General features: G+C 66.6%; 18 protein-coding genes. 3 read left to right on the forward strand and 15 right to left on the reverse strand.

What is annotated here, in order from left to right; all coding sequences use genetic code 11:
- Positions 1-16 precede the first annotated feature (16 nt).
- The 6 genes from AC4ELH_RS02255 to AC4ELH_RS02280 form a co-directional block, all read right to left on the reverse strand.
- Positions 17-640, reverse strand: coding sequence for a TIGR03085 family metal-binding protein (locus AC4ELH_RS02255; RefSeq protein ID WP_498883141.1), 624 nt, complete (start codon positions 638-640; stop codon positions 17-19).
- Between the two features lie 9 nt (positions 641-649).
- Positions 650-1,201: a hypothetical protein gene (locus AC4ELH_RS02260; RefSeq protein WP_436971768.1), complete on the reverse strand. Its 552-nt coding sequence runs from the start codon at positions 1,199-1,201 to the stop codon at positions 650-652.
- Positions 1,202-1,238: 37 nt separating this feature from the next.
- Positions 1,239-1,958 (reverse strand): oxygen-binding di-iron domain-containing protein, encoded by a 720-nt coding sequence (locus AC4ELH_RS02265; protein ID WP_498883169.1) that lies wholly within the window; start codon positions 1,956-1,958, stop codon positions 1,239-1,241.
- A gap of 67 nt (positions 1,959-2,025) precedes the next feature.
- Complete coding sequence (locus AC4ELH_RS02270; RefSeq protein ID WP_498883142.1) at positions 2,026-2,622, reverse strand: hypothetical protein; 597 nt, start codon at positions 2,620-2,622, stop codon at positions 2,026-2,028.
- Between the two features lie 14 nt (positions 2,623-2,636).
- Positions 2,637-4,253, reverse strand: a complete 1,617-nt coding sequence (locus tag AC4ELH_RS02275) for a long-chain fatty acid--CoA ligase (protein ID WP_498883143.1) — start codon at positions 4,251-4,253, stop codon at positions 2,637-2,639.
- Positions 4,250-5,734, reverse strand: coding sequence for a WS/DGAT/MGAT family O-acyltransferase (locus AC4ELH_RS02280; protein WP_064886155.1), 1,485 nt, complete (start codon positions 5,732-5,734; stop codon positions 4,250-4,252). The genes AC4ELH_RS02275 and AC4ELH_RS02280 overlap by 4 nt, the downstream gene beginning before the upstream one ends.
- A 115-nt stretch (positions 5,735-5,849) precedes the next feature.
- Between AC4ELH_RS02280 and AC4ELH_RS02285 the strand changes: the two genes are divergently transcribed.
- The gene (locus AC4ELH_RS02285; protein WP_448448427.1) at positions 5,850-7,163 is read left to right on the forward strand and encodes a PucR family transcriptional regulator; all 1,314 of its coding nucleotides are present in this window, start codon (positions 5,850-5,852) and stop codon (positions 7,161-7,163) included.
- A gap of 17 nt (positions 7,164-7,180) precedes the next feature.
- On the opposite strand, the gene AC4ELH_RS02290 is transcribed toward AC4ELH_RS02285, so the two are convergent.
- From AC4ELH_RS02290 to AC4ELH_RS02300, 3 genes are all read right to left on the reverse strand, one after another.
- Positions 7,181-7,969: an SDR family NAD(P)-dependent oxidoreductase gene (locus AC4ELH_RS02290; protein ID WP_498883144.1), complete on the reverse strand. Its 789-nt coding sequence runs from the start codon at positions 7,967-7,969 to the stop codon at positions 7,181-7,183.
- A 22-nt stretch (positions 7,970-7,991) separates the two neighbouring features.
- Positions 7,992-8,840, reverse strand: coding sequence for an SDR family NAD(P)-dependent oxidoreductase (locus AC4ELH_RS02295; RefSeq protein WP_448448429.1), 849 nt, complete (start codon positions 8,838-8,840; stop codon positions 7,992-7,994).
- Between the two features lie 93 nt (positions 8,841-8,933).
- Positions 8,934-9,836 carry an alpha/beta hydrolase fold domain-containing protein gene (locus tag AC4ELH_RS02300; RefSeq protein WP_448448430.1) on the reverse strand — a complete coding sequence of 301 codons (903 nt, stop codon included), beginning with the start codon at positions 9,834-9,836 and terminating at the stop codon, positions 8,934-8,936.
- 136 nt (positions 9,837-9,972) lie between these two features.
- Here AC4ELH_RS02300 and AC4ELH_RS02305 point away from each other — a divergent pair, with 136 nt between their 5' ends.
- A complete protein-coding gene (locus tag AC4ELH_RS02305) occupies positions 9,973-10,752 on the forward strand; it encodes a DUF3159 domain-containing protein (RefSeq protein WP_498883145.1) in 780 nt (259 codons plus the stop codon).
- A gap of 3 nt (positions 10,753-10,755) precedes the next feature.
- Here AC4ELH_RS02305 and AC4ELH_RS02310 read toward each other — a convergent pair whose 3' ends face one another.
- The 4 genes from AC4ELH_RS02310 to AC4ELH_RS02325 are packed head-to-tail and all read right to left on the reverse strand — an operon-like array spanning position 10,756 to position 14,675.
- The gene (locus tag AC4ELH_RS02310; RefSeq protein WP_498883146.1) at positions 10,756-11,727 is read right to left on the reverse strand and encodes an ABC transporter substrate-binding protein; all 972 of its coding nucleotides are present in this window, start codon (positions 11,725-11,727) and stop codon (positions 10,756-10,758) included.
- Between the two features lie 26 nt (positions 11,728-11,753).
- On the reverse strand, positions 11,754-12,512 hold the full coding sequence (locus tag AC4ELH_RS02315) for an ABC transporter ATP-binding protein (RefSeq protein ID WP_498883147.1): 759 nt from the start codon (positions 12,510-12,512) through the stop codon (positions 11,754-11,756).
- Position 12,513: 1 nt separating this feature from the next.
- Complete coding sequence (locus tag AC4ELH_RS02320; protein ID WP_498883148.1) at positions 12,514-13,353, reverse strand: ABC transporter permease; 840 nt, start codon at positions 13,351-13,353, stop codon at positions 12,514-12,516.
- Positions 13,350-14,675, reverse strand: coding sequence for an aryl-sulfate sulfotransferase (locus tag AC4ELH_RS02325; RefSeq protein WP_498883149.1), 1,326 nt, complete (start codon positions 14,673-14,675; stop codon positions 13,350-13,352). Before AC4ELH_RS02325 ends, AC4ELH_RS02320 begins: the two co-directional genes overlap by 4 nt.
- A 187-nt stretch (positions 14,676-14,862) precedes the next feature.
- Between AC4ELH_RS02325 and AC4ELH_RS02330 the strand changes: the two genes are divergently transcribed.
- Positions 14,863-15,840, forward strand: a complete 978-nt coding sequence (locus AC4ELH_RS02330) for a LacI family DNA-binding transcriptional regulator (protein WP_498883150.1) — start codon at positions 14,863-14,865, stop codon at positions 15,838-15,840.
- Here AC4ELH_RS02330 and AC4ELH_RS02335 read toward each other — a convergent pair.
- Positions 15,837-17,159 (reverse strand): DUF445 domain-containing protein, encoded by a 1,323-nt coding sequence (locus AC4ELH_RS02335; RefSeq protein WP_448448437.1) that lies wholly within the window; start codon positions 17,157-17,159, stop codon positions 15,837-15,839. The genes AC4ELH_RS02330 and AC4ELH_RS02335 overlap by 4 nt on opposite strands.
- A 102-nt stretch (positions 17,160-17,261) precedes the next feature.
- Positions 17,262-18,092: an Abi-alpha family protein gene (locus AC4ELH_RS02340; protein WP_174554328.1), complete on the reverse strand. Its 831-nt coding sequence runs from the start codon at positions 18,090-18,092 to the stop codon at positions 17,262-17,264.
- Positions 18,093-18,185: the final 93 nt, after the last annotated feature.

Here is an 18,185-nt window from a genome sequence, read left to right on the forward strand (position 1 = left end):
GGGATGACCTGGGCTTCTACAGGCCGCGACGGGCAGCGCGCACGGCGGCGACGGCGGCGTCGTCGCCAGCGAACGTCACCCGGGCCGGTTCGCGGCCTGCGGCGAACAGCAGCAACTCGCCCGGATCTCCGGTCACCGTCACCTCCGGGCCGGCGCCGACCGTGGCCAGTGTTTTGCCCGCCGGGGTGGTCAAGGCCACCCGGGCCGGGGATTTGCCCATTGTCATCCGGGCCATAGCGCCGATCCCGCGGGACAGCGCGGAGGCCGTCGCGTCATCGAGATCCCTTGGTTCCCAATCGGGTTGGGCCCGTCGGACATCCTCGTTGTGGATGAACATCTCGGCCACGTTGACCAGCGGGTCCAGCAGTTTGAACGGAGAGTACAGCGGGGGGCCCGCAGCGATCTGATCCACCAGGTCGGCCCATTCGGTGCTCTCGGTGACCTTCTGCTGCACGCGCTCGGTGTAGCCCGCGAGCTGAGGCACGAGGATGCCGGGGGCGGCATCGAGGCGACGCTCGCGCACCACCAGATGGGCAGCCAAGTCGCGGGCGGTCCAGCCCTCACACAGGGTGGGCGCGTCGGGACCGGCGGCACGCATGGATTCGACGAGGGCGGCACGTTCCCGCCGAGCGACAGTCATGGACCAACTCTAGAAGGTTTTCACGCCCTGGACAGCGATGGTCATTCCGTGGCCGGTGCTGTCATTGCTGATCCGGGTGCCGTCTTCGGTCGCGTCGATGGTCCAGCCCACAGCGCTGTACTTGCGATAGTCGAGGGTCACCACCGGAATGTCACCGAGGTTGCCCACGACCCACTTGATCTGGCCATCCGGCGTCAGCCTGACCCCGGTCGCGTGCTCGCCGTCGATCACCGGTGCGTCGGTGAAGTCGGATTCGCATCCGACGTACTGCTTGGACAGCTGGCAGCGGGTCAGACCGGATTTGGTCTCGATGAAGACGTACCCGTTCTCCGGTTGTAATGGGGCGGCCCCGGCCGGCGGAGCTGCAGCAGAGGGACTGGGGGTAGCTGGGGTGGTACTCGACGGGGGCGCCGGGGTGGACCGGGTGGGCCGTGCGGTCGGGAAACTGGGCTCGGTGGGTGATTGCGGGCTGGTGGCCGGAGTGCCTTCGATGCTCGATTGGCAGCCGGACAACAGCGCACCCGCAGCCAGCAGGGCGCCCAAAGATTGCCACGCCTTCACGGCGCCAAGGCTACGCATCGCGGGTGGTCACGGCGGGTCATGACGCGCCGAACAACCCCGCGTATCCGTCGGAGAGCGCCCGCAGCTGCGCGGCCCCGTCGCCGCGGAACGAAGCGCCGTGCATGATGGCCAAAGTGGTGGGGCTCAGCTCGGCGAGCCGGGTCAACGTGGGTATCAGATTCGTGGTCAGGCCGGTGGCGTGGAACAGCGCCTCGGCCGCTAATGCCGGTGCCACGCAATCGGACTCAGTCAGAGCCGGGCATTGGCCGGTGTGGGTGAACAGGTCGCCGGCCAGCAGTGTCGACGTGGCCTCGTCGAACCACAGCCCGGCCTCCCAGTTGTGCGGTACGTGCGGTGTGGCGAGAAGCCGCAAGCGATGCCCACCGGTGTCGTGCACGCCGTCCAGAGGTGCTTCGACGGGCGGTCGATCGCACATGTCGGTCAGCGACAGCCCGATGGCCAGCGGGCCGTGGATCACCTCGGCGTGCGGTGCGGCCGCCAGGAACTGGTTGACCCCACCGCACTCGTCGGCTTCCACGTGCCCGAATGCGATCCAGCGCAATCGGGTCAGCGGCAGAACTCGCTCGATGGCCGCCGACACCTGCGGAAACAGGAACCGTTGGCCCGTGTGGAACAGGAACGGTTCGTCGCCGGTCAGCAGGAACTGGTTGAAGGTGAAGCCATGCTCGGTGATCCCAGGTATCCAGGTGGACAGCCGGTAGGTGTCCGGGGAGATCTCGTCGACGCGGGTTTCCAGGTCGGAGGCCATGAGTTCATGGTCCGCCCCGGGAAACCACACAGAGCGGGTTTCCCGGGATGTCGGGTCAGGTGAGGAACGGGTTGTGCTCCGGCAGCGGCTTGATCAGCGGATCGAGCAGCTTCGCCGACTGTTCGACACTCAGGACGTCGGCCGGGTCGAGCTGGATGAACCCCCGCGCGCTCTCGTCGTACTCCCAGACGTCTTCACCGACCAGCCGGCCGTTGTCGTAGGGCCAGATCATGTGCTCGGCGGTCTTCACCAGATAGGTGGCCTCGGGATCCGCGGCCATTCCTTCGGCGGCGAGGAGGACGCCCGGCGTCTGCTGGTAGATGTACGACGTCGACACGATCATGTCATCGCTGATCGCCAGCTTCTCGTCGTCGGCATAGAAGATGCACTGGGCGGTGTCCTTCCACGCATGGTAGAGCCCTTTGACCGCCTCGGTGCCTTCCACCGTGACGCTCTTGCCGAGCATGTTGAAGTGGTACACCGGCTTTTCGACGGTCATGTCCGGGGCGAAGATCTCCTCGTACCGCCCGGCCATTTCCAGGTAGCGGTGCCGGTTGTAGGCGTGCAGCATGTAGAGGTGACGGGGATTGTCCGTCGTCTCGATCAAGCGCTCCACGGCTCGGTTGGTCTGGGTGATGTCGTATCGACTCATTTTTTCGTTTCCTTTCAGGCTGTGAGAAACATGATTCGGAGTTCGGATTTCTTGAATTTGCCGGTGGCAGTGCAGGGAAGCGCTTCGACGAATTCGATGCGGTCTGGCAGCTGCCACCTGGCGAAGTCCTGTGCGAGGTGGTCGCGCAGCGCTTGGGCGGAGGCCCGGCCACCGTCCGCAAGTACCACCACGGCCAGCGGGCGCTCGCCCCAGCGCTCGTCGGGCACGGCGATCACCGCGGCCTGTGCGACGGCGGGATGCGACATCAGCTGGTTCTCCAGGTCCACCGACGAGATCCACTCGCCGCCGGACTTCACCAAATCCTTTGACCGGTCGCAGATCCGGACACAACCGTGGGGATCGATGCGCACCACATCGCCGGTCTTGAACCAGCCGTCGGCGGTGAAACTGTCCGCCCCGCGGCCACCGTGGTAGCTGCCCGCGACCCAGGGTCCGCGCACTTCGAGTTCGCCCATGGCGGCGTCGTCCCAGGCGATGAGATCACCGTTCTCGTCACGCCCCCGGATGTCGAAGAACGGGCTCGCGACACCCTGCCGCATGCGGTAGTCGTACTGCTCGTCCCGCTCACCCGCGTCGAGGTGCGCCGGAGCGCGGCAGACCGCGCCCAGGGGAGCGGTTTCGGTCATTCCCCAGGCCTGCACCACGGTCAGCCCGTGGCGGTCGAATCCTTCGAACATCGACCGCGGCACTGCCGCGCCTCCGACGACCAGCCGGTCGAGTTCCGACAAGTCCCACTTGTTCGGGTCGGTATCGAGTGCGGCGAGCATGCCCATCCACACCGTCGGGACGCCGGCCGTCATCGTGACGTGCTCGCGGGCACACAAGTCGAGGACACTTTCCGGGTCCAGGCGCGGGCCCGGCAGGACCAGACGCGCGCCGGCAAGAGCGGCAGCGTAGGGAAGGCCCCACGCGTTGGCGTGAAACATCGGGACGACGGGAAGGACTGTGTCCCTGGACGATACCGACAGCTGGTCGGGTAGGGCCGCGACCAGTGAGTGCAGGGCCAGCGCTCGGTGGGAGTACACGACGCCTTTGGGGCGCCCGGTGGTGCCCGAGGTGTAACACATGGCGGCGGCGCGCTGTTCGTCGAGCGCGGGCCAGACCATTGGCTCGGCCCCCGCTATCAGAGCTTCGTAGCCGAGCGTTCCCGCGGGCGCGTCCCCATCGTGGGTGACGACGATGACGTGGCGGAAATCGTGTCGGGCACTGAAAGTTTCGAATACGTCCAGCAGGGACTCGTCGACGATGATCACCCTGTCGTCGGCATCGTCGACGATGAACACCAACTCGTCGGGAAACAGCCGGGGGTTGAGGGTGTGAATGACGGCTCCCATGGCGGGCACCGCGAAGTATGCCTCCAGGTGCTCGCTTTGGTTCCACAACAGCGTGGCCACCGGATCGCCCTCGCGGACGCCAAGGGTACTCAGCGCACTCGCCAGGCGGCGGGCGCGGACCGCGCATTCGCCGAAGGTGGTGCGCGTGACCGTGCCGGAGGGCCTGCGCGAAACCACGTCAACGTCGGAATGGAAGCGCTCGGCGCGACCGACGATGCTCGTCAGTGTGAGCGGATAATCGTCCATGCTGTTGCTGCCCAACATGTTTGCGGTCACGACGTCGTCTTCTTCCGGCGCACGACCCGGGTGGCGTTCCGCAGTTCTTCCAGGCCTTCGCCGAGGGCGGCCAGGATCGGCCACGGGTCGTCGACCAACTCGCGGTCGACGACGATTCCGAACTCGAGGGAATCCTGATAGCTCATCACCGTGATGTTGATGCCGATCCCGTCGAGCACCCCGGAGACCGGGAACTGGGCGCGCTGTCTGACCCCGCCGAGGTACAGGGGAGTAGCCGGCCCGGGGACGTTCGAGATCATGGCGTTCGCAGGCTGATTGAGCCCGCGCACCCCGGCCAGGCGGGACAGCGACCGGGCGGCCTGGGCGAACAAGGCCGGCGGGATGAAGTGATTGGCGTCCTGCAGAAGTGAGGCCGGCAACGCGCGCTGCCGTTCCTTGGCGGTGTTCATCGCCTCGTTGATCCGGCGCACGCGCTCGACGGGATCCGCCTCATCGGTGGGCAGCTGGGTGAGCATCACCGACACCCGGTTGCCGAAGGTGCCCTGCTGCTCGGGGGTGCGCACAGACATGGGGATGAAACTCGCGAGAGGTTCGGCGGGCAGTTCACCCTGCTTGTCGAGCCAGGCCCGCAGACCCGCCGTGCAGATCGCCAGCACGACGTCGTTGACGGTGCAGCCGAGGGCGTTCTTGATCGCTTTGACCTCGGACAGCGGCATGGAGCCGAAAGCGACGCGGCGGTGTGGCGATACCCGCGCCTGGAACCGGGTCCGGGGAGCGGTGACGTCGCTGCCCCGGAGCGCGGCCACCGGACTGCCGGCCTTCATGGCTCGCTTGACCAGCCGGCTGCTGCGCGCGATCGCTTTCACACCGGGGAGATGCCGGATGGTCGGAACGTCGTCGAGGTGCGGCAGTGCCGTGGGGCCGGCGCGCAGAACCCGCAGCGGCTGGCTTGCCAGCCCGACCAGACCGCGACCCAGCATCTCCACCTCCGACGGGTACTTCTCCGCGACGATCGTGGGTGCAGCTTCGCGCTCACGGCCGGTGGCGTCATCGAGGAGGATGCTCATGACCTCGGCGCCGGACACTCCGTCGACCGCGGCGTGGTGCATCTTCGTCAACACCGCGACGCCGCCGTCTTCGAGTCCGTGGATGACGTACACCTCCCAGAGCGGGCGCGCCCGGTCGAGCTGGCGGCCGATGATCCGGGCCACCTGCTCGGCCAGCTGGCGCTGGTCGCCCGGTGCGGGTAGGGCCAGCTCGCGGACGTGGTACTCGATGTCGAAGGAGCCGTCGTCGACCCAGTACGGGTAGTCGAGGGAGAAGGGCACCTGGGCCAGCCGCCAGCGGAAGGTGGGCAGCAGGTGCAGGCGTTCGCTGATGACTCCACGAACGAGTGCGGCATCGAGCGGCTCGCCCGATGCGGTGTGGGAGTCGTAGATGCCGAGAACACTGACGTGCCCCTGGACACGATCGTTCTCCATGGCCAGGAACTGCGCGTCGAGGCTGGTCAGTTGTCGCATGTGAAGATCGTCTGTCAGCGGGGCCGGCATTCTCTTGTCTGCGTGCGCCAACGCCGCGCCCGGTGGTTGTTCAATTTGCCTACCGTGGGCCGGGGGCGGCGCTACCGTGCACTGCATGGAGCCGGCCTGGGCAGACGCACAGGATGCTGAGCAGCGACGAGTGTGGTCGGCGGTGCTGCGGCCGGCCGCTGCCGAACTCACCGAGCGGGCCCGCGAAATCTCAGCAGCGGTGAACGATTACACCCGAGCTCGGCTGAGCGACCTGCTGGCCGACGAACAGGCTCTCGAGGTCAATCGGGCGAGTACCGAGGCAAGCATTCTCGACTTCGCGCAGGTGTTGTCGTCCGGCGAAGATCCGCTGGCGGCGGTGCAGCTGCAGTCGCCGACGCTCGACTATGCACGGGACGGTGCACAACACGGCATCCCGCTCACCACGCTCATGCGCAGTTATCGCCTCGCGCACGCCGCAACCGCGACTCAGTTCAACGCGATTCTGCAGAACCATTCGCGCAATGCCGAGGAACTGCACCTTGCCTCGGAGCTGGGGTCGGCGTGGATGTTCGCCTATGTCGACGCCGCGCTGTGCCTGGTGGAGGAGGTGTACACCGCCGAACGCGACCGATGGCTGCGCAGCGCCGCCGCCAGCCAAGCCGAGACCATCGCCACCATCCTGGCCGGTGAACCCATCGACACCGACGTGGCGACCCGGCGGCTTCGCCACGATGTCCGCCGGGTCCACGTTGCCGCGATCGCATGGCTCGAAACCCACGAAGAAGGGCGCAACACGCAGGCCGTCCTCGAAGCGGCGATCCGCGACATCGCCTCGGCCATCGGCAATCAGAAGCCGCTTGTGCATCCGCTCGGAATCCTGTCGACGGCCGCCTGGATCAGCTCACACAGTCATATCCCGTCGAAGGTGTTGGACGAGTTACGGTTCCGGACTGCGAATGCGCCCGGTGTGCGGGTCGCGATTGGCGAGCCTGCGCCCGGGATCGGGGGTATCCGGTCGAGCTATGTGGAAGCGGTTGAGGCGCAACGAGTCGCACGCCTTGCCGGCCGTGCGGCCGGTAGCGTCACCCGCTACGACAATGTGTCGCTGCGGGCCATCGCGACTGCCAACCTCGACCAGGCGCGCGATTTCGTGCGACGCGAACTCGGACCGCTCGGCGAGATGGACGAAACCACCCGTCGCCTGGCTGCCACAGTGCGTGCCTATCTCGACGAGAACTGCAGCCGTGGACGGACAGCCAAGCGGCTGCACGTCCACGACAACACCGTCGCCTACCGGATTCGTCAGGCGGAGGAACTGTTGGGCAGGTCGTTGGAGCGGCGCACCCTCGAGTTGCGTGTCGCGCTGGCCCTGGCCGATGTCGTCACCGAAACCTCTGATTCCGAAACGACGCCCGCCTCCCTGCGTACGGCCAACTGATTGGCTCGCGCCCCGGGTCAGACCCGGCCGAGCATCGCGTCGCGAACCCGCCCGACCCCGGCCACGCGCGCGAGGTCACCGATCAGAACCGGTGCGACAGCCCCGATTCCGGTCAGAATACGCACGCCTAACGAAGCGACCGTGGTCTCGGGTGTGCCGCGCTCGATGGCCCTGGCCACTTCCCGGGCGACATCCTCCGGTGAACTCGTACCGAACCCTCGCGGAAGAGTGACACCGGTGTCCGCCAACATCCCCGCATCACGGATGGGACCGGGAAAGATCGTGGACACGCCGATTCCGGTGCCGTGCAACTCCTGACGTAGGGCAAGCCCGAGGCCACGCAGGCCCCATTTTGTGGCCGTGTACACCGCGCCGTTGCCGGGTGTCGCGATGAGTCCGGCTCCCGAGGAGATGAAGACGATGTGCCCCTGGCCGCGGTGTCGCATCGACGTCACCGCCGCCCGGGCGAGCGCGGCCGGGGCCAGCAGATTGATACGCACGGCTTCTTCGATCTCACTGTCGCTCAGCATCGCGAGATCCTGCGGGATGCCGACGCCGGCGTTGGCGATGAGGATGTCCACATCGCCTGCACGGTCCATCAGATCCCGCACCTCGCCGAGGTCGGTCAGATCTGCCGTCAACGCGCGCGTGGGCGGTCCCAGCTCACCGACCAGTTTCTTGAGCTCCAGTTCGCGCCGGCCTGTCACCGTGAGTGCGCACCCGCGCCGGGCGAGCTCGCGTGCGATGGCCCGGCCGATCCCTCCCGTCGCTCCGGTTACCAGCGCGCTGCGGCCTTCAAGTTGCATGTCATGTCCTCGAATATGTTGTCTACTTGGATAATTCGGCCATGCGTGTCGCGATCCACCGGGCCATCGGCGGGGCAGTCCGCGAGAGCGCATACATCAGGTGCGCTTCGGCGGCGACCGGCGCCACCGCGCGGTTTCGGTCCACTGCGCGCAGGATGTTCCTGGCCACACGCTCAGGGGTGTAGCCGCGCTTCCGATAGGTCGACTCGAGCTGCCTGCGCCGTTCGTCGACGTCCCCGCCACCGCGGATGGGGCTGTTCTGCGTGATGGCGGTGTTGATGATGCCGGGACACACCGCGGTGACACCGATGCCATGGGGTCTCAGTTCCATGCGCAGTGCTTCCGACAACCCGAGTACCGCGAACTTCGTTGCGCTGTAGGCGGTCAGTTGGGGATTGGCCAGGAGGCCGGCCGCCGAGGACAGGTTGACGATGTGGCCGCCGCGACCCGAGCCGATCATGGTGGGCAGGAAGGCCTCGCAGCCGTGCACCACGCCCATCAGGTTGACGTCGATCAGCCACTGCCAATCTTTGACGTTGGTATCCAAGAAGCCGCCCACCAGGCCGACTCCGGCGTTGTTGACCAACAGGTCCACCCGGCCGAAATAGTCGGAGGTAGCGTCGGCGAACAGTGTCATCGACTCGGTCTCGGAAACATCTGCCCACGAAGTCAGCACCTGCGCACTGAGGGCGCGGGCCGCCTCAGCGGTGTCGGACAGGCCGGCCTCGTCGACGTCGCACAGCGCCAGCCGGGCATGCCGTCGGGCACACAACAGCGCCAGCTCTCGGCCGATACCGCTGCCGGCGCCGGTGACGACCACAACCCGATCGGTGAGGTCGGCGGTCTTGAATCGAGGTCCAGTTATGGGCATGCACCGACGCTATGGACACAGCGTGGCCGCTCGCTCGTGCGGATGAGCCAACGTGTGCCCGGCCGGTTGTCGCGATGCGCTAATCGGGAGTGTTCACCGCAGATGCTGGACGAGATGGGCGGCAATGCGTTTCGTCGCGTCATGCGCAGTGGCCGCTTCTGACCTCGTGAAGCCGTGGTCGATGCCCTCAAAGCAATGGTGCGTGACCGGGACACCCGCGCCGGACAATCGTGCCGCCAGCTCGTCGCCCTCGGGGCCGAGAGTGTCGAGGGCGCCGGTCAGAATCAGTGTCGGCGGCATCGCGGCCGTCAGCTCGTCATCGAAGCGGGGAGAGGCCAGCGGCTCCCGTGAGCGGCTCGTGTCCACGAGATACGAGTCGATCACGAGTCGTTGGATCCTTCGCGATATGCGTGGACGCGCCTTGACGGAGGTGCGGTCGGCCCGGCTGAGGTCGACGACGGGGAAGGCCAGCGCCGCTGCGCGCAACCCGACTTCTCCTGTGCGATAAGCCTGCTGGCACACGTTAACAGCGAGCTTCGCGCCGGCGCTCGCACCCGTCACCGACATTCGGGCCGCATCCCAACCGCGGCGAGCGGCTTCGCCGCGTACCCACAGCGCGACGTCGAAGCATTGTTGTTCGGCCACCGGATATCGCACCTGCGGCGCCGTGGCGTAGTCGGCCAAGATGACCACCGCGCCGGCCTCCGCCGCGATGTGGTGCGTGATGTATTCCTCCTGCCGCGGGTTGCGCACGATGAAGGCGCCGCCGTGCAGGTGCAGGTTGACCGGCGGACCGTCAGCGCCGGCCCTGGCGAGCGGCGCGTCGGGGTGCGGCGAATAGATGAGGCACCGGACAGCACCGTGGCGCGTCGGTACCTCGACGGTCTCAGGTGGGGCGACGCGCCGTGTCGCGGAGCTGAAACTGCGCGGGGTGGGTACCAACGGCAGCAGCCGTTGCGTGAGATGGGCTGCGACCCGCGCGGTAGCTGTGTTCACGCGGGGGAACGCTAGCCAAGTTGGGCCGGCGCGGGCTTGTCGCGAAAGGCTGAAAAGCGCGGGTGTCGTTGTGGGAGGGCGACAGAGCTCAGGACTTGCCCGGGAATCTCCCAGCTACGTCACTTACGGTCGTCGCGTGCTCGGCAAAACCCTCGATGCGTTCCTGGACTCTCCGCTGTCCGGGATCGTGCCGTGGGCGTTGATTGCGATCCTGGCCGGGCCCGGCAGGTATGAGATCGCAGTGTGGGGTGCGCTCGGTTTTTCGCTGCTGGTGCTGGCACTGGACCGTCGCCGCAACATTCCGGTCCACGTGCTGGAGATGCTCGGAGTGTCCTTCTTCGTGGTGCTGGCCGCTGTCGGGCTGGTTGCCTCCCGAGGGCAGAAGGCATGGCTGGAGATGTGGTCGGGGGAGATCACGAACGCGTCGTTAGCGATCTTCGCCCTGGTCAGCCTGATCATCGGACGGCCGTATACGACGGCGTACGCACGCGACATCACCCCGTCGGACCGTTGGGACACGCCGCTGTTCAAACGCACGAACATGGTGGTGACCGCGGTGTGGGCGGCGGCATTCGGCTTCTCGGCGTCGGTCGGTTTCCTCGGGGATGTGTTCTTTGGCAGCACCGACAATTTCTGGACCGGCTGGATTCTCCAGCTGGCGGCACTGTTCTTCGCGGTGGCGGTCACCGAGTTCTATCCCGACTACGCCCGCGCCACGGAGGCTGCGCATGCGCTACACCCGGTGCCGTCATGGTCGCGGGTGTTCGAGTGGCTGCCGCCGTTCGTACTTGCCACCGGTGTCGCAGGCTGGCTGCTGGCCACGGTCAGCAGTGGGGTGGCTGCTGATCTGGTCGTGATCGGCGCGTTCGGTACGGCGCTGTTGCGACGGCGCGAGCTGCGGGCTCGAGCCACCTAGCTGTCAGGACTTGCTCGGCTGCGGCAGGAACTGGTTGTCGAGAAACTTGGCGTAGTCGGGCAGTTGCGTGCCGGGGTCGATGGACTTCTGGGTTTTGGCCCACGCCCCGAGTTCGGCCAGCTTGTCGGCCAGGTCTGGATTCAGCTGCAGCGTGAAGTCGAATTCGCCGAGTACGGTGCCGAGCAGCTCCGGATCCAGCTGGGTGGCTTTGGCGACGGCGTCGGTGGCGGCCTTGTCGTGCCGGGACAGGGCGGCACCTGCGTCATCGAGGGCAGTGAGGAAGGCGGCGATCGCGTTGCCCTTGGTTGCGACGGCGGATTCGGTCGCGATGAACAGGCTGTGCTGGTTGTAGGTTCCGCCGCTCAGTGCCACCGCGTCGTCGCCGAGTGCCTTGATGGTCTGCGCCTGGTAGGGCTGGAAGATCGACACCGCGTCGACATTGCGCTGGGTGGCGGCGGTGACGATCGCCGACGGTGCGACCTGTACCAGCTCAGCCTTGAGGTTGTTCTGCGCCAGGGCATTCGACACGTAGTAGGCGGCGCTGGTACCCAGCGGAGTGCCGATCGACTTGCCGGCCAGATCCGCGACGGTGTTGATGCCCGCGCTGCGCCGGGCGACGATCCGCGAGCCCTGCCAACGGGATCCGTCGGCGATCACCCGCAGCGTGGGTGTGCGGGTCAGCGCCGCCGAGGTGGGCACGTCCGCCGCGGTGGTGATGTCGACCTGACCGGCGGCCGCGGCCTGCAGTGCTTCGACACCGGATTGGAAGTTCACCACCTTGACGTCGACGTTGTGCTTGCCGAACAGGTCGGTGCCGGCGGCGACGGGGACCTGCGCCCAGGACGGGTCGACGACGAACCCGACGGTGAGTTGATCGGCGTTCGCGGTGCCCGAGTCGGTGCAGGCGGTGCCTGTCGCAGCGAGGGCGGCAGCGGCGACTGCTGCGGCGACGATGCGCCGGAAAGGGGTCTTCACGTTATGGGTTCCTTTGTGGGTGGATGTCAGTGCACGGCGTGGTCGATGCCGAGCTGGTGGTGCAGGGTCTTGCGGATCTCGCTGTAGCCGGGCTGGTCTGCCAGCGCATCGGCCGGACGGGGGCGGCTGAGCGGATTGGTGATCTGATCGGCGATCTGCCCGTCGCGCAGGACGCTGACGGTGTCCCCCAGCCGGATCGCCTCGTCGATGTCGTGCGTGACGAACACGACCGTGCGGTTCAGCCGCGTCCATAGATCGATCAGCAGATCCTGCATGCGCAGCCGGGTCAGTGCGTCGAGCGCCGCGAACGGCTCGTCCATCAGCATGACGGACGGCTCCCCGGCCAGCACGCGGGCGATGCTGACGCGTTGTCGCATTCCACCGGACAGCTCACCGGGGCGCTGCGCGGCCACTTCGTCACGCAGACCTACCAACTCGAGCAACTCGTGAATGGTGTCCCGGCGCTGCGATTTCGGCAAACGACGGGCCGTCAGGGCGAAGTCGATGTTGTCCGCGACCGTGATCCACGGGAACAGCACGTCGCGCTGGAAGGCGACGCCCCGGCGAGGATGCGGCGCGGTGACCGTCTCGCCGTTGTCGGTCACCGCGCCCGAGGTTGCGGTGATGAGGCCGGCAAGACAGTGCAGCAGAGTCGATTTGCCGCTGCCGGAGGCGCCGACGAGAACCGAGAAGGAGCCGTCCGGAATGGTCAGCGAAATGCCCTTCAGGGTCGGCTCCTGCTTGCCGGGGAACCTCACCACGAGGTCGTGGGTCTGGATGGACATCTCAGCGCTCCTCTTGGGCCCAACGGGTGAACGGGGACGTGACCGAGGCGACCAACAGGTCACACAGGGCGCCGATGATGCCCAGGACGATCAGGCAGAAGATCAGCCGATCGGCCTGGGAGAACAACTGCGCCTGAGAGATCCGATATCCGATACCTGATGTGGTGCCGGTCATCTCGGCCACCACGATGAGCACGAATGCCATCGCGGCACCTACCCGTAGTCCCGACGCGATGTCGGGGGCCGCCTCGGGCAGCACCACTCGCGACAGGGTCTGCCAACGGCCGGCACCCAGGCAGCGGGCGGCCTTCAGATAGTCGACCGGAGTGCTCGCCAAACCGGAGTGGCTGTTGATCCACACCGGGACGAACACTCCGAGCGCGATGACCAGGAGCTTGCTGTTCTCGCCCAGCCCGAACCACAGGATCGCCAGCGGGACGAGACCGATCGTGGGGATCGGCGAGAACACCCGCAGCACCGGTTGCAGCAGATTGCGACCGGCCGTTGTCGTCGCGGTGAGTATGGCGACGATGATGCCGATACCGGCACCGAGGGCGAAACCGACTGCTGCCCTTTGCAGGCTGGCGAGGATGTCGTCGGCCAGCAGCCCCTCGGTCCACAGGGTGTGACCGGCGGCGAGGATCTCGGGCACGCTCGGGAACAGCTGTCGCGGGAACCGCCCGGTCGCCACGATCAACGACCACAGGGCCGCGGCGATCCCCAGTCCGGTGAGCGTCCAGCCGAGGACACCGAGCCGGGCGAACGCCGACCGCAGCCGGACCGGAGCCGGGTGCAGTGGCGGGTTCGATGCCTTGCCCAGGACGGCCAAACTGGCTGTCATGGAAGGACTTCCGGGTCTGGCTGGACGGCCCTCAGTGGTTCTCGCGCGGTGTCCGCGGGCACCCAGTCGAACGGTACGGCCTGCGACCGGTACACCAGCGCCGTGCGGGTCAGGCGGTCGACCCCGGGCACCCTGGTCTGCTTGACCTCGGGCTCACCGGCCACCCCGTAGCCCTGATAAGGGCTGTGGTACTCCCATGCCACGTCACCGTCCGGGGTGACCTGGAACAACCGTCCCTGCATCCCTTCGGTGATCAGGGTGTTGCCGTTGGGCAGGCGCTGCGCATTGCTCACGAATGAACTGAAGAAGGTCCACGACGGCAGCCCCGAGTCCTCGGCGGTGTACTGCCACACGATTTCCCTGGTGGCAGGGTCGATTTCGAGTACCCGGGACCCCGCGTAGATGCCCAGGGGAGCGGCCGGGTAACCGGCGCCGCCCTGGTTGTCGAACACCAGGACGTTGCCCGCCCCGGGCAGGCCCGCGGCGATCATGTGCGGGTTGTGCTGGCCGGACGTCTGATCGACCGGACGCGGCACCTTGTGCACGTTGATGCGCTGATGCTGGGCGCCGAACTCGGTGTCGTAATAGGGTCCGAGCTTCCAGGCGATCGCGCCGGAGGCCTTGTCGATCAGCGCGATGATGTTGGCCTTGCGGAAGCTGATCAGGATGTTGTCGGGGTGGAACACGGAATCGGAATCTTCGACATGCCACCGGTTGGGTCCGAGGGTCTTGGCGCTGTTCATCTCCAGATAGCCCCATGGATCGTCGGGATCGCGAGCCACGGTCTGGCGCAACGCATCCCAACCTGCCTCGGAGAATCCGAACTCATCGAGGTGGTCGCCGGCAAGCCACTGCCAGACGATCTCACCCTCGGGCGTCACTTCGTAGAGCCCCTGATCTCCGACGGTGTGGTCACCGAGACCGGGCACCACTCGAGGAACGGTCGTGAGGATCAGGCGATTGCCGTTGGGGAGCAGCTCCCAGTCGTGGTTCTGGCGGGCCGCTCCGCCAGGGGCCTGGTTGCCCCACTCCCAGACGGTCTCGCCTTCCCAGTCCAGTTGGCCGACGGTGCCGTTCGCGTAGATGCCACCGCGGGCGTCGTCGCTGTCGGACAGTTGCACCCCGACGTCGCCCAAACGCCCACCGTTGAGGGCCGGATCCACGATGCGCGGTGGCACACCGGCATACGGCCATTCGTGCACCACGGTGCCGTTGAGGTCGATCAGTCGGGTGGCCCCGTCGGCGCCGGTGAACAGGACGTAGCTGTCGTAGGCGAGTTCGGGGTCGAGATAGGTGACTCCGGTGAGTCGTACGAATGCCATGTCAGTTACTCCACCAACGACCGGTTACAACCACGGGTCCTCCTCGTTACGGTTCTAATCGATTAGCGTAGGCAGGCGAATTGTGGGCGTAACCGTCACAATCGAGGTGATTCAAACTCTTTCGAGCGGTCACCGACGAGCGGAGGCTCCAGCCGTTGTGAGTGGTAAACGTCCGACCCTGGCCGACGTGGCCAACCGCGCAGGCACCTCGACGGCGGTGGTGAGCTACGTCCTCAACGACGGGCCGCGTCCGGTGTCAGAGTTTCTGCGGGCCAAGGTGCTTCGTGCGATCGACGACCTGAACTATCGGCCGGACGGGCGTGCCCGCGCGTTGCGTCGGCCGCGGCGCTGGCGGCAGATCGGACTGCTGGTTCCCGACCTCACGTTGCCTCTGTTCGGTGAATTCGTGGGGCGCATCGAAGTGGAAGCCCGGGCGCGCGATCACCTGACCCTGATCGGCAACACCGGATACGACCCCGAGCGTGAGCTCGAGTTCGCCACCGCGTTCGCCGAGGTCGGTATCGACGGGCTGCTGGTGGTCGGTGCGGCAAACGCCCCACGCACAGCGAATCTTTGTCGGCGAGAACACATTCCCGTGGTGTGGATGCACAACATCAGGGGCGCGGTCGAAGCGGACATCGTGGGAATCGATCACGTCCATGCCGGCGAACTCATCGCTCGCCACCTGCTCGACGTTCACGATTGTCGCGACGTCGCTTTCGTCGGCGGTTTCACCGAAGCCGATGTGTGCCACGGCGACCGGGAGACCGTGCAGCAGCGATTCGAAGGCGTCGCCTCCGTCGTCGGCCAGGACCTACCGATCATCCGCACGGATCTCACCCCGTCCGGCGCCTACGGTGCGGTGAGCGCGTTTCTGCGCGGTGACGCACGGGCGCCGCAGGCGTTCGTCGTCGGGACCTACGGCCAGACCTCCGCCACGATCCGTGCGGTCGCGGATGCGGGCCTGCGGATCCCCGACGACATCCGGGTGGTCGGGTTCGACGGCAGTGCTGCCGATTACGGACGACCGCGGCTCACCACCGTGCAGCAACCGGTCGACGCGCTGGCCCATCAGGCTCTCGGCCGGTTACTGGGCGATTCCCCGCTCGCCGACGATGGTTTCGTACCGATGCTGAAGGTCGGGGAGACCTGCGGCTGTGTCTAGTGGTGCAGGACGGTCCGCACGAGATCCGGCAGCGCACCGACCGACTCGGGGTCGTGCCCGAAGTGCTCGATGACCTGCACCTGGATCTCGCCGACCACACCGCCCAGGACGGCGCCGACGGCGATCATGGTCGGCTCATCGTCCTTGAACACGGGCCGCAGAATCGACTCGTACTCCTCATTGGTGAGCTGACCCATCTTGTCGATGATGGTCTGTTCAAGATCGAGGGCGCCCATGGCGTAGTCCTGCGCGTCGACCAATGTCGTGGGGAGGCGTTCCAGCACCATCTGCACCAGGTTGTCCTTGAACGCGTTGTAGCGCTGCGTGCCGACCGCGAACTTGACCAGCGGTGTGGCGATGCCGGTCTGCGCGTCGATGGCCGCCTCGACCTCCCTGCCGACGAGTGAGAACAGTTTGTCGGCACCCGGACCACGCAGCACGCCGTCGAACAGGATCTCAGGTGAGAACAGGTCCTCGGCCAGGATCCGCGCGTAGTCCTTGGTGATGATGTCGCGCTGAGCGTGCAGTAACCCCTGGAAGGGGATGAAGCCGAGATACTTCGTCGGGTGGACGGGCCGGAACAACATGTTGAGTGCGATGTAATCGCTGATGAAGCCGACGCCGAAACCGAATGCCGGCATGATCCACGGGTTCTGGAACAGCGCCCAGGCCACCATCTGGACCACGCCGATCACCAGGCCGAAGTAGATGCCGCTGCGCCGGACAAACGCCATGGCGTTGTCGCCGAGCCCGCGCATCAGCTTGTTCAGCTTGTCCTTGTTGCGGACGAGCGTCGTGACGGCCAGGAACTGGATGTCGACGAACCGGTTGAGGTCCGCCCGCATCTCGTTGAGCATCTTCTCCACGACCTTGGGGGTCTGGTCGTGGATGCGGGCCTGGATCGCGTTGCGCGCCGCATCGGGCAGCGAGTCCCACAGCCCGGGGCGGATCTGCTCGGCGAGGTCGCGGGAGATCTCGTCGACCACCTGGGTCAGCGGCTCGCGCAGCGCGTTGACGGCTTCCTTCGCGTCGACCCTTTCGAGCAGTTCCTCCGGTTTGAGGAGGTTCTGGGTGAGTAGCTCGATGGTCTTCGAGCCCACCTTGCCTGCCCGGCGCGGCACGATGCCCTGCCAGCCGAACGGGCCGATGCCCTTGAACTCCATCGGCCGGTAGATCATCTCCAGCGCGACGATCTTGGTGCTCCAGCCGACAAACGCAGCGACGAACGGCATGGACAGATAGATCAGCCAGTTGACACTGAAATCGGCCTTGATCTCCTGCCACGTCTGGACGGCGAGGATCGTCTCCGTTGTGCTCATGCGCGATCTGCCTTCGGCTTCTCGCTGGCGTTCATGCGCGATCCGCCTTCGGCTTCTCGCTGACGTTCATGCGCGATCCGCCTTCGGCTTCTCGCTGGAGCGTCACAAACCGTTCCGTTGCACCGCAGACTCCCACAAGCCGCGCCCAAGCCCCGACAGCGTCAGCGTCAGCTTCTCCACCCGCGCGGCCAGCGGACCGCGGGATCCGTTCTTGATCGCCTGCAACACCATCGGCTCCGCCAGGAGCACCTCGTACTCGGCCTTCTGGGAAGGGTCTTCGGGACCGGTCTCGACCAGACCCAGCGACAGCAGGTGGCCGACGTACTGCGGGACCATGGCGGGCAACGCCACATTGGCGGTGCGTCCGATCAGGCAGGCGTTCTCCAACACCGCCTGACCCGGGGTGCGCGATCGGGTCCAGGTGTGGATGTTGACCAGCGGCGAGGCATCACCTTCGGAGAGCGCGCCGAGGATTCGCGCTTCGTCGGCCACCAGCTGGTCGAGCAGCCGGTGGTACAGCTCCACCTGACTGCCCGACGTGCTCTGATCCAGGGCCCGGTCCAGCAGGCGGTCCATCTTGGTGTTGAGCGATTCGGGCGTCGGCTCTTCGGGGGTGGCGATGGTCACGGGTCGGGGCGCCGCCGAATCGATGGCCTCCAGGCGGTTCTTCACCAGTGTGGCCAGCTGCTCCTCACCCCAGGCCGCCAGCTTCATGCTCGTCTTGGCGGCGTCGAGCGCGCGATCGGCGATGCCGAACGGGTCGTACCGCTTCGGCAGAAGCGGGCGCTCGTTGCGCGGGGTGCGGATCGCGATGGCGATCTCGCCGACGGGTGTGGCGAACCTGAACGCCCGTCGCTGCATGTTCTTGCGGCGTGCCGGGGCGTCATCAGACGCCGTGTCGTCCGGACCCCTCTTCGACAGTTCTTCTGACATGACCGATCGATCGCCTCCCCACCTACCGCTGTCCCCGAGCTGTGGGCACCGTACCTGGTCGCCTTGTGAGGTGCCGAAGTCCCAGGTGGTTGG

The sequence above is a fragment of the Mycobacterium shunyiense genome (genome assembly GCF_058270075.1).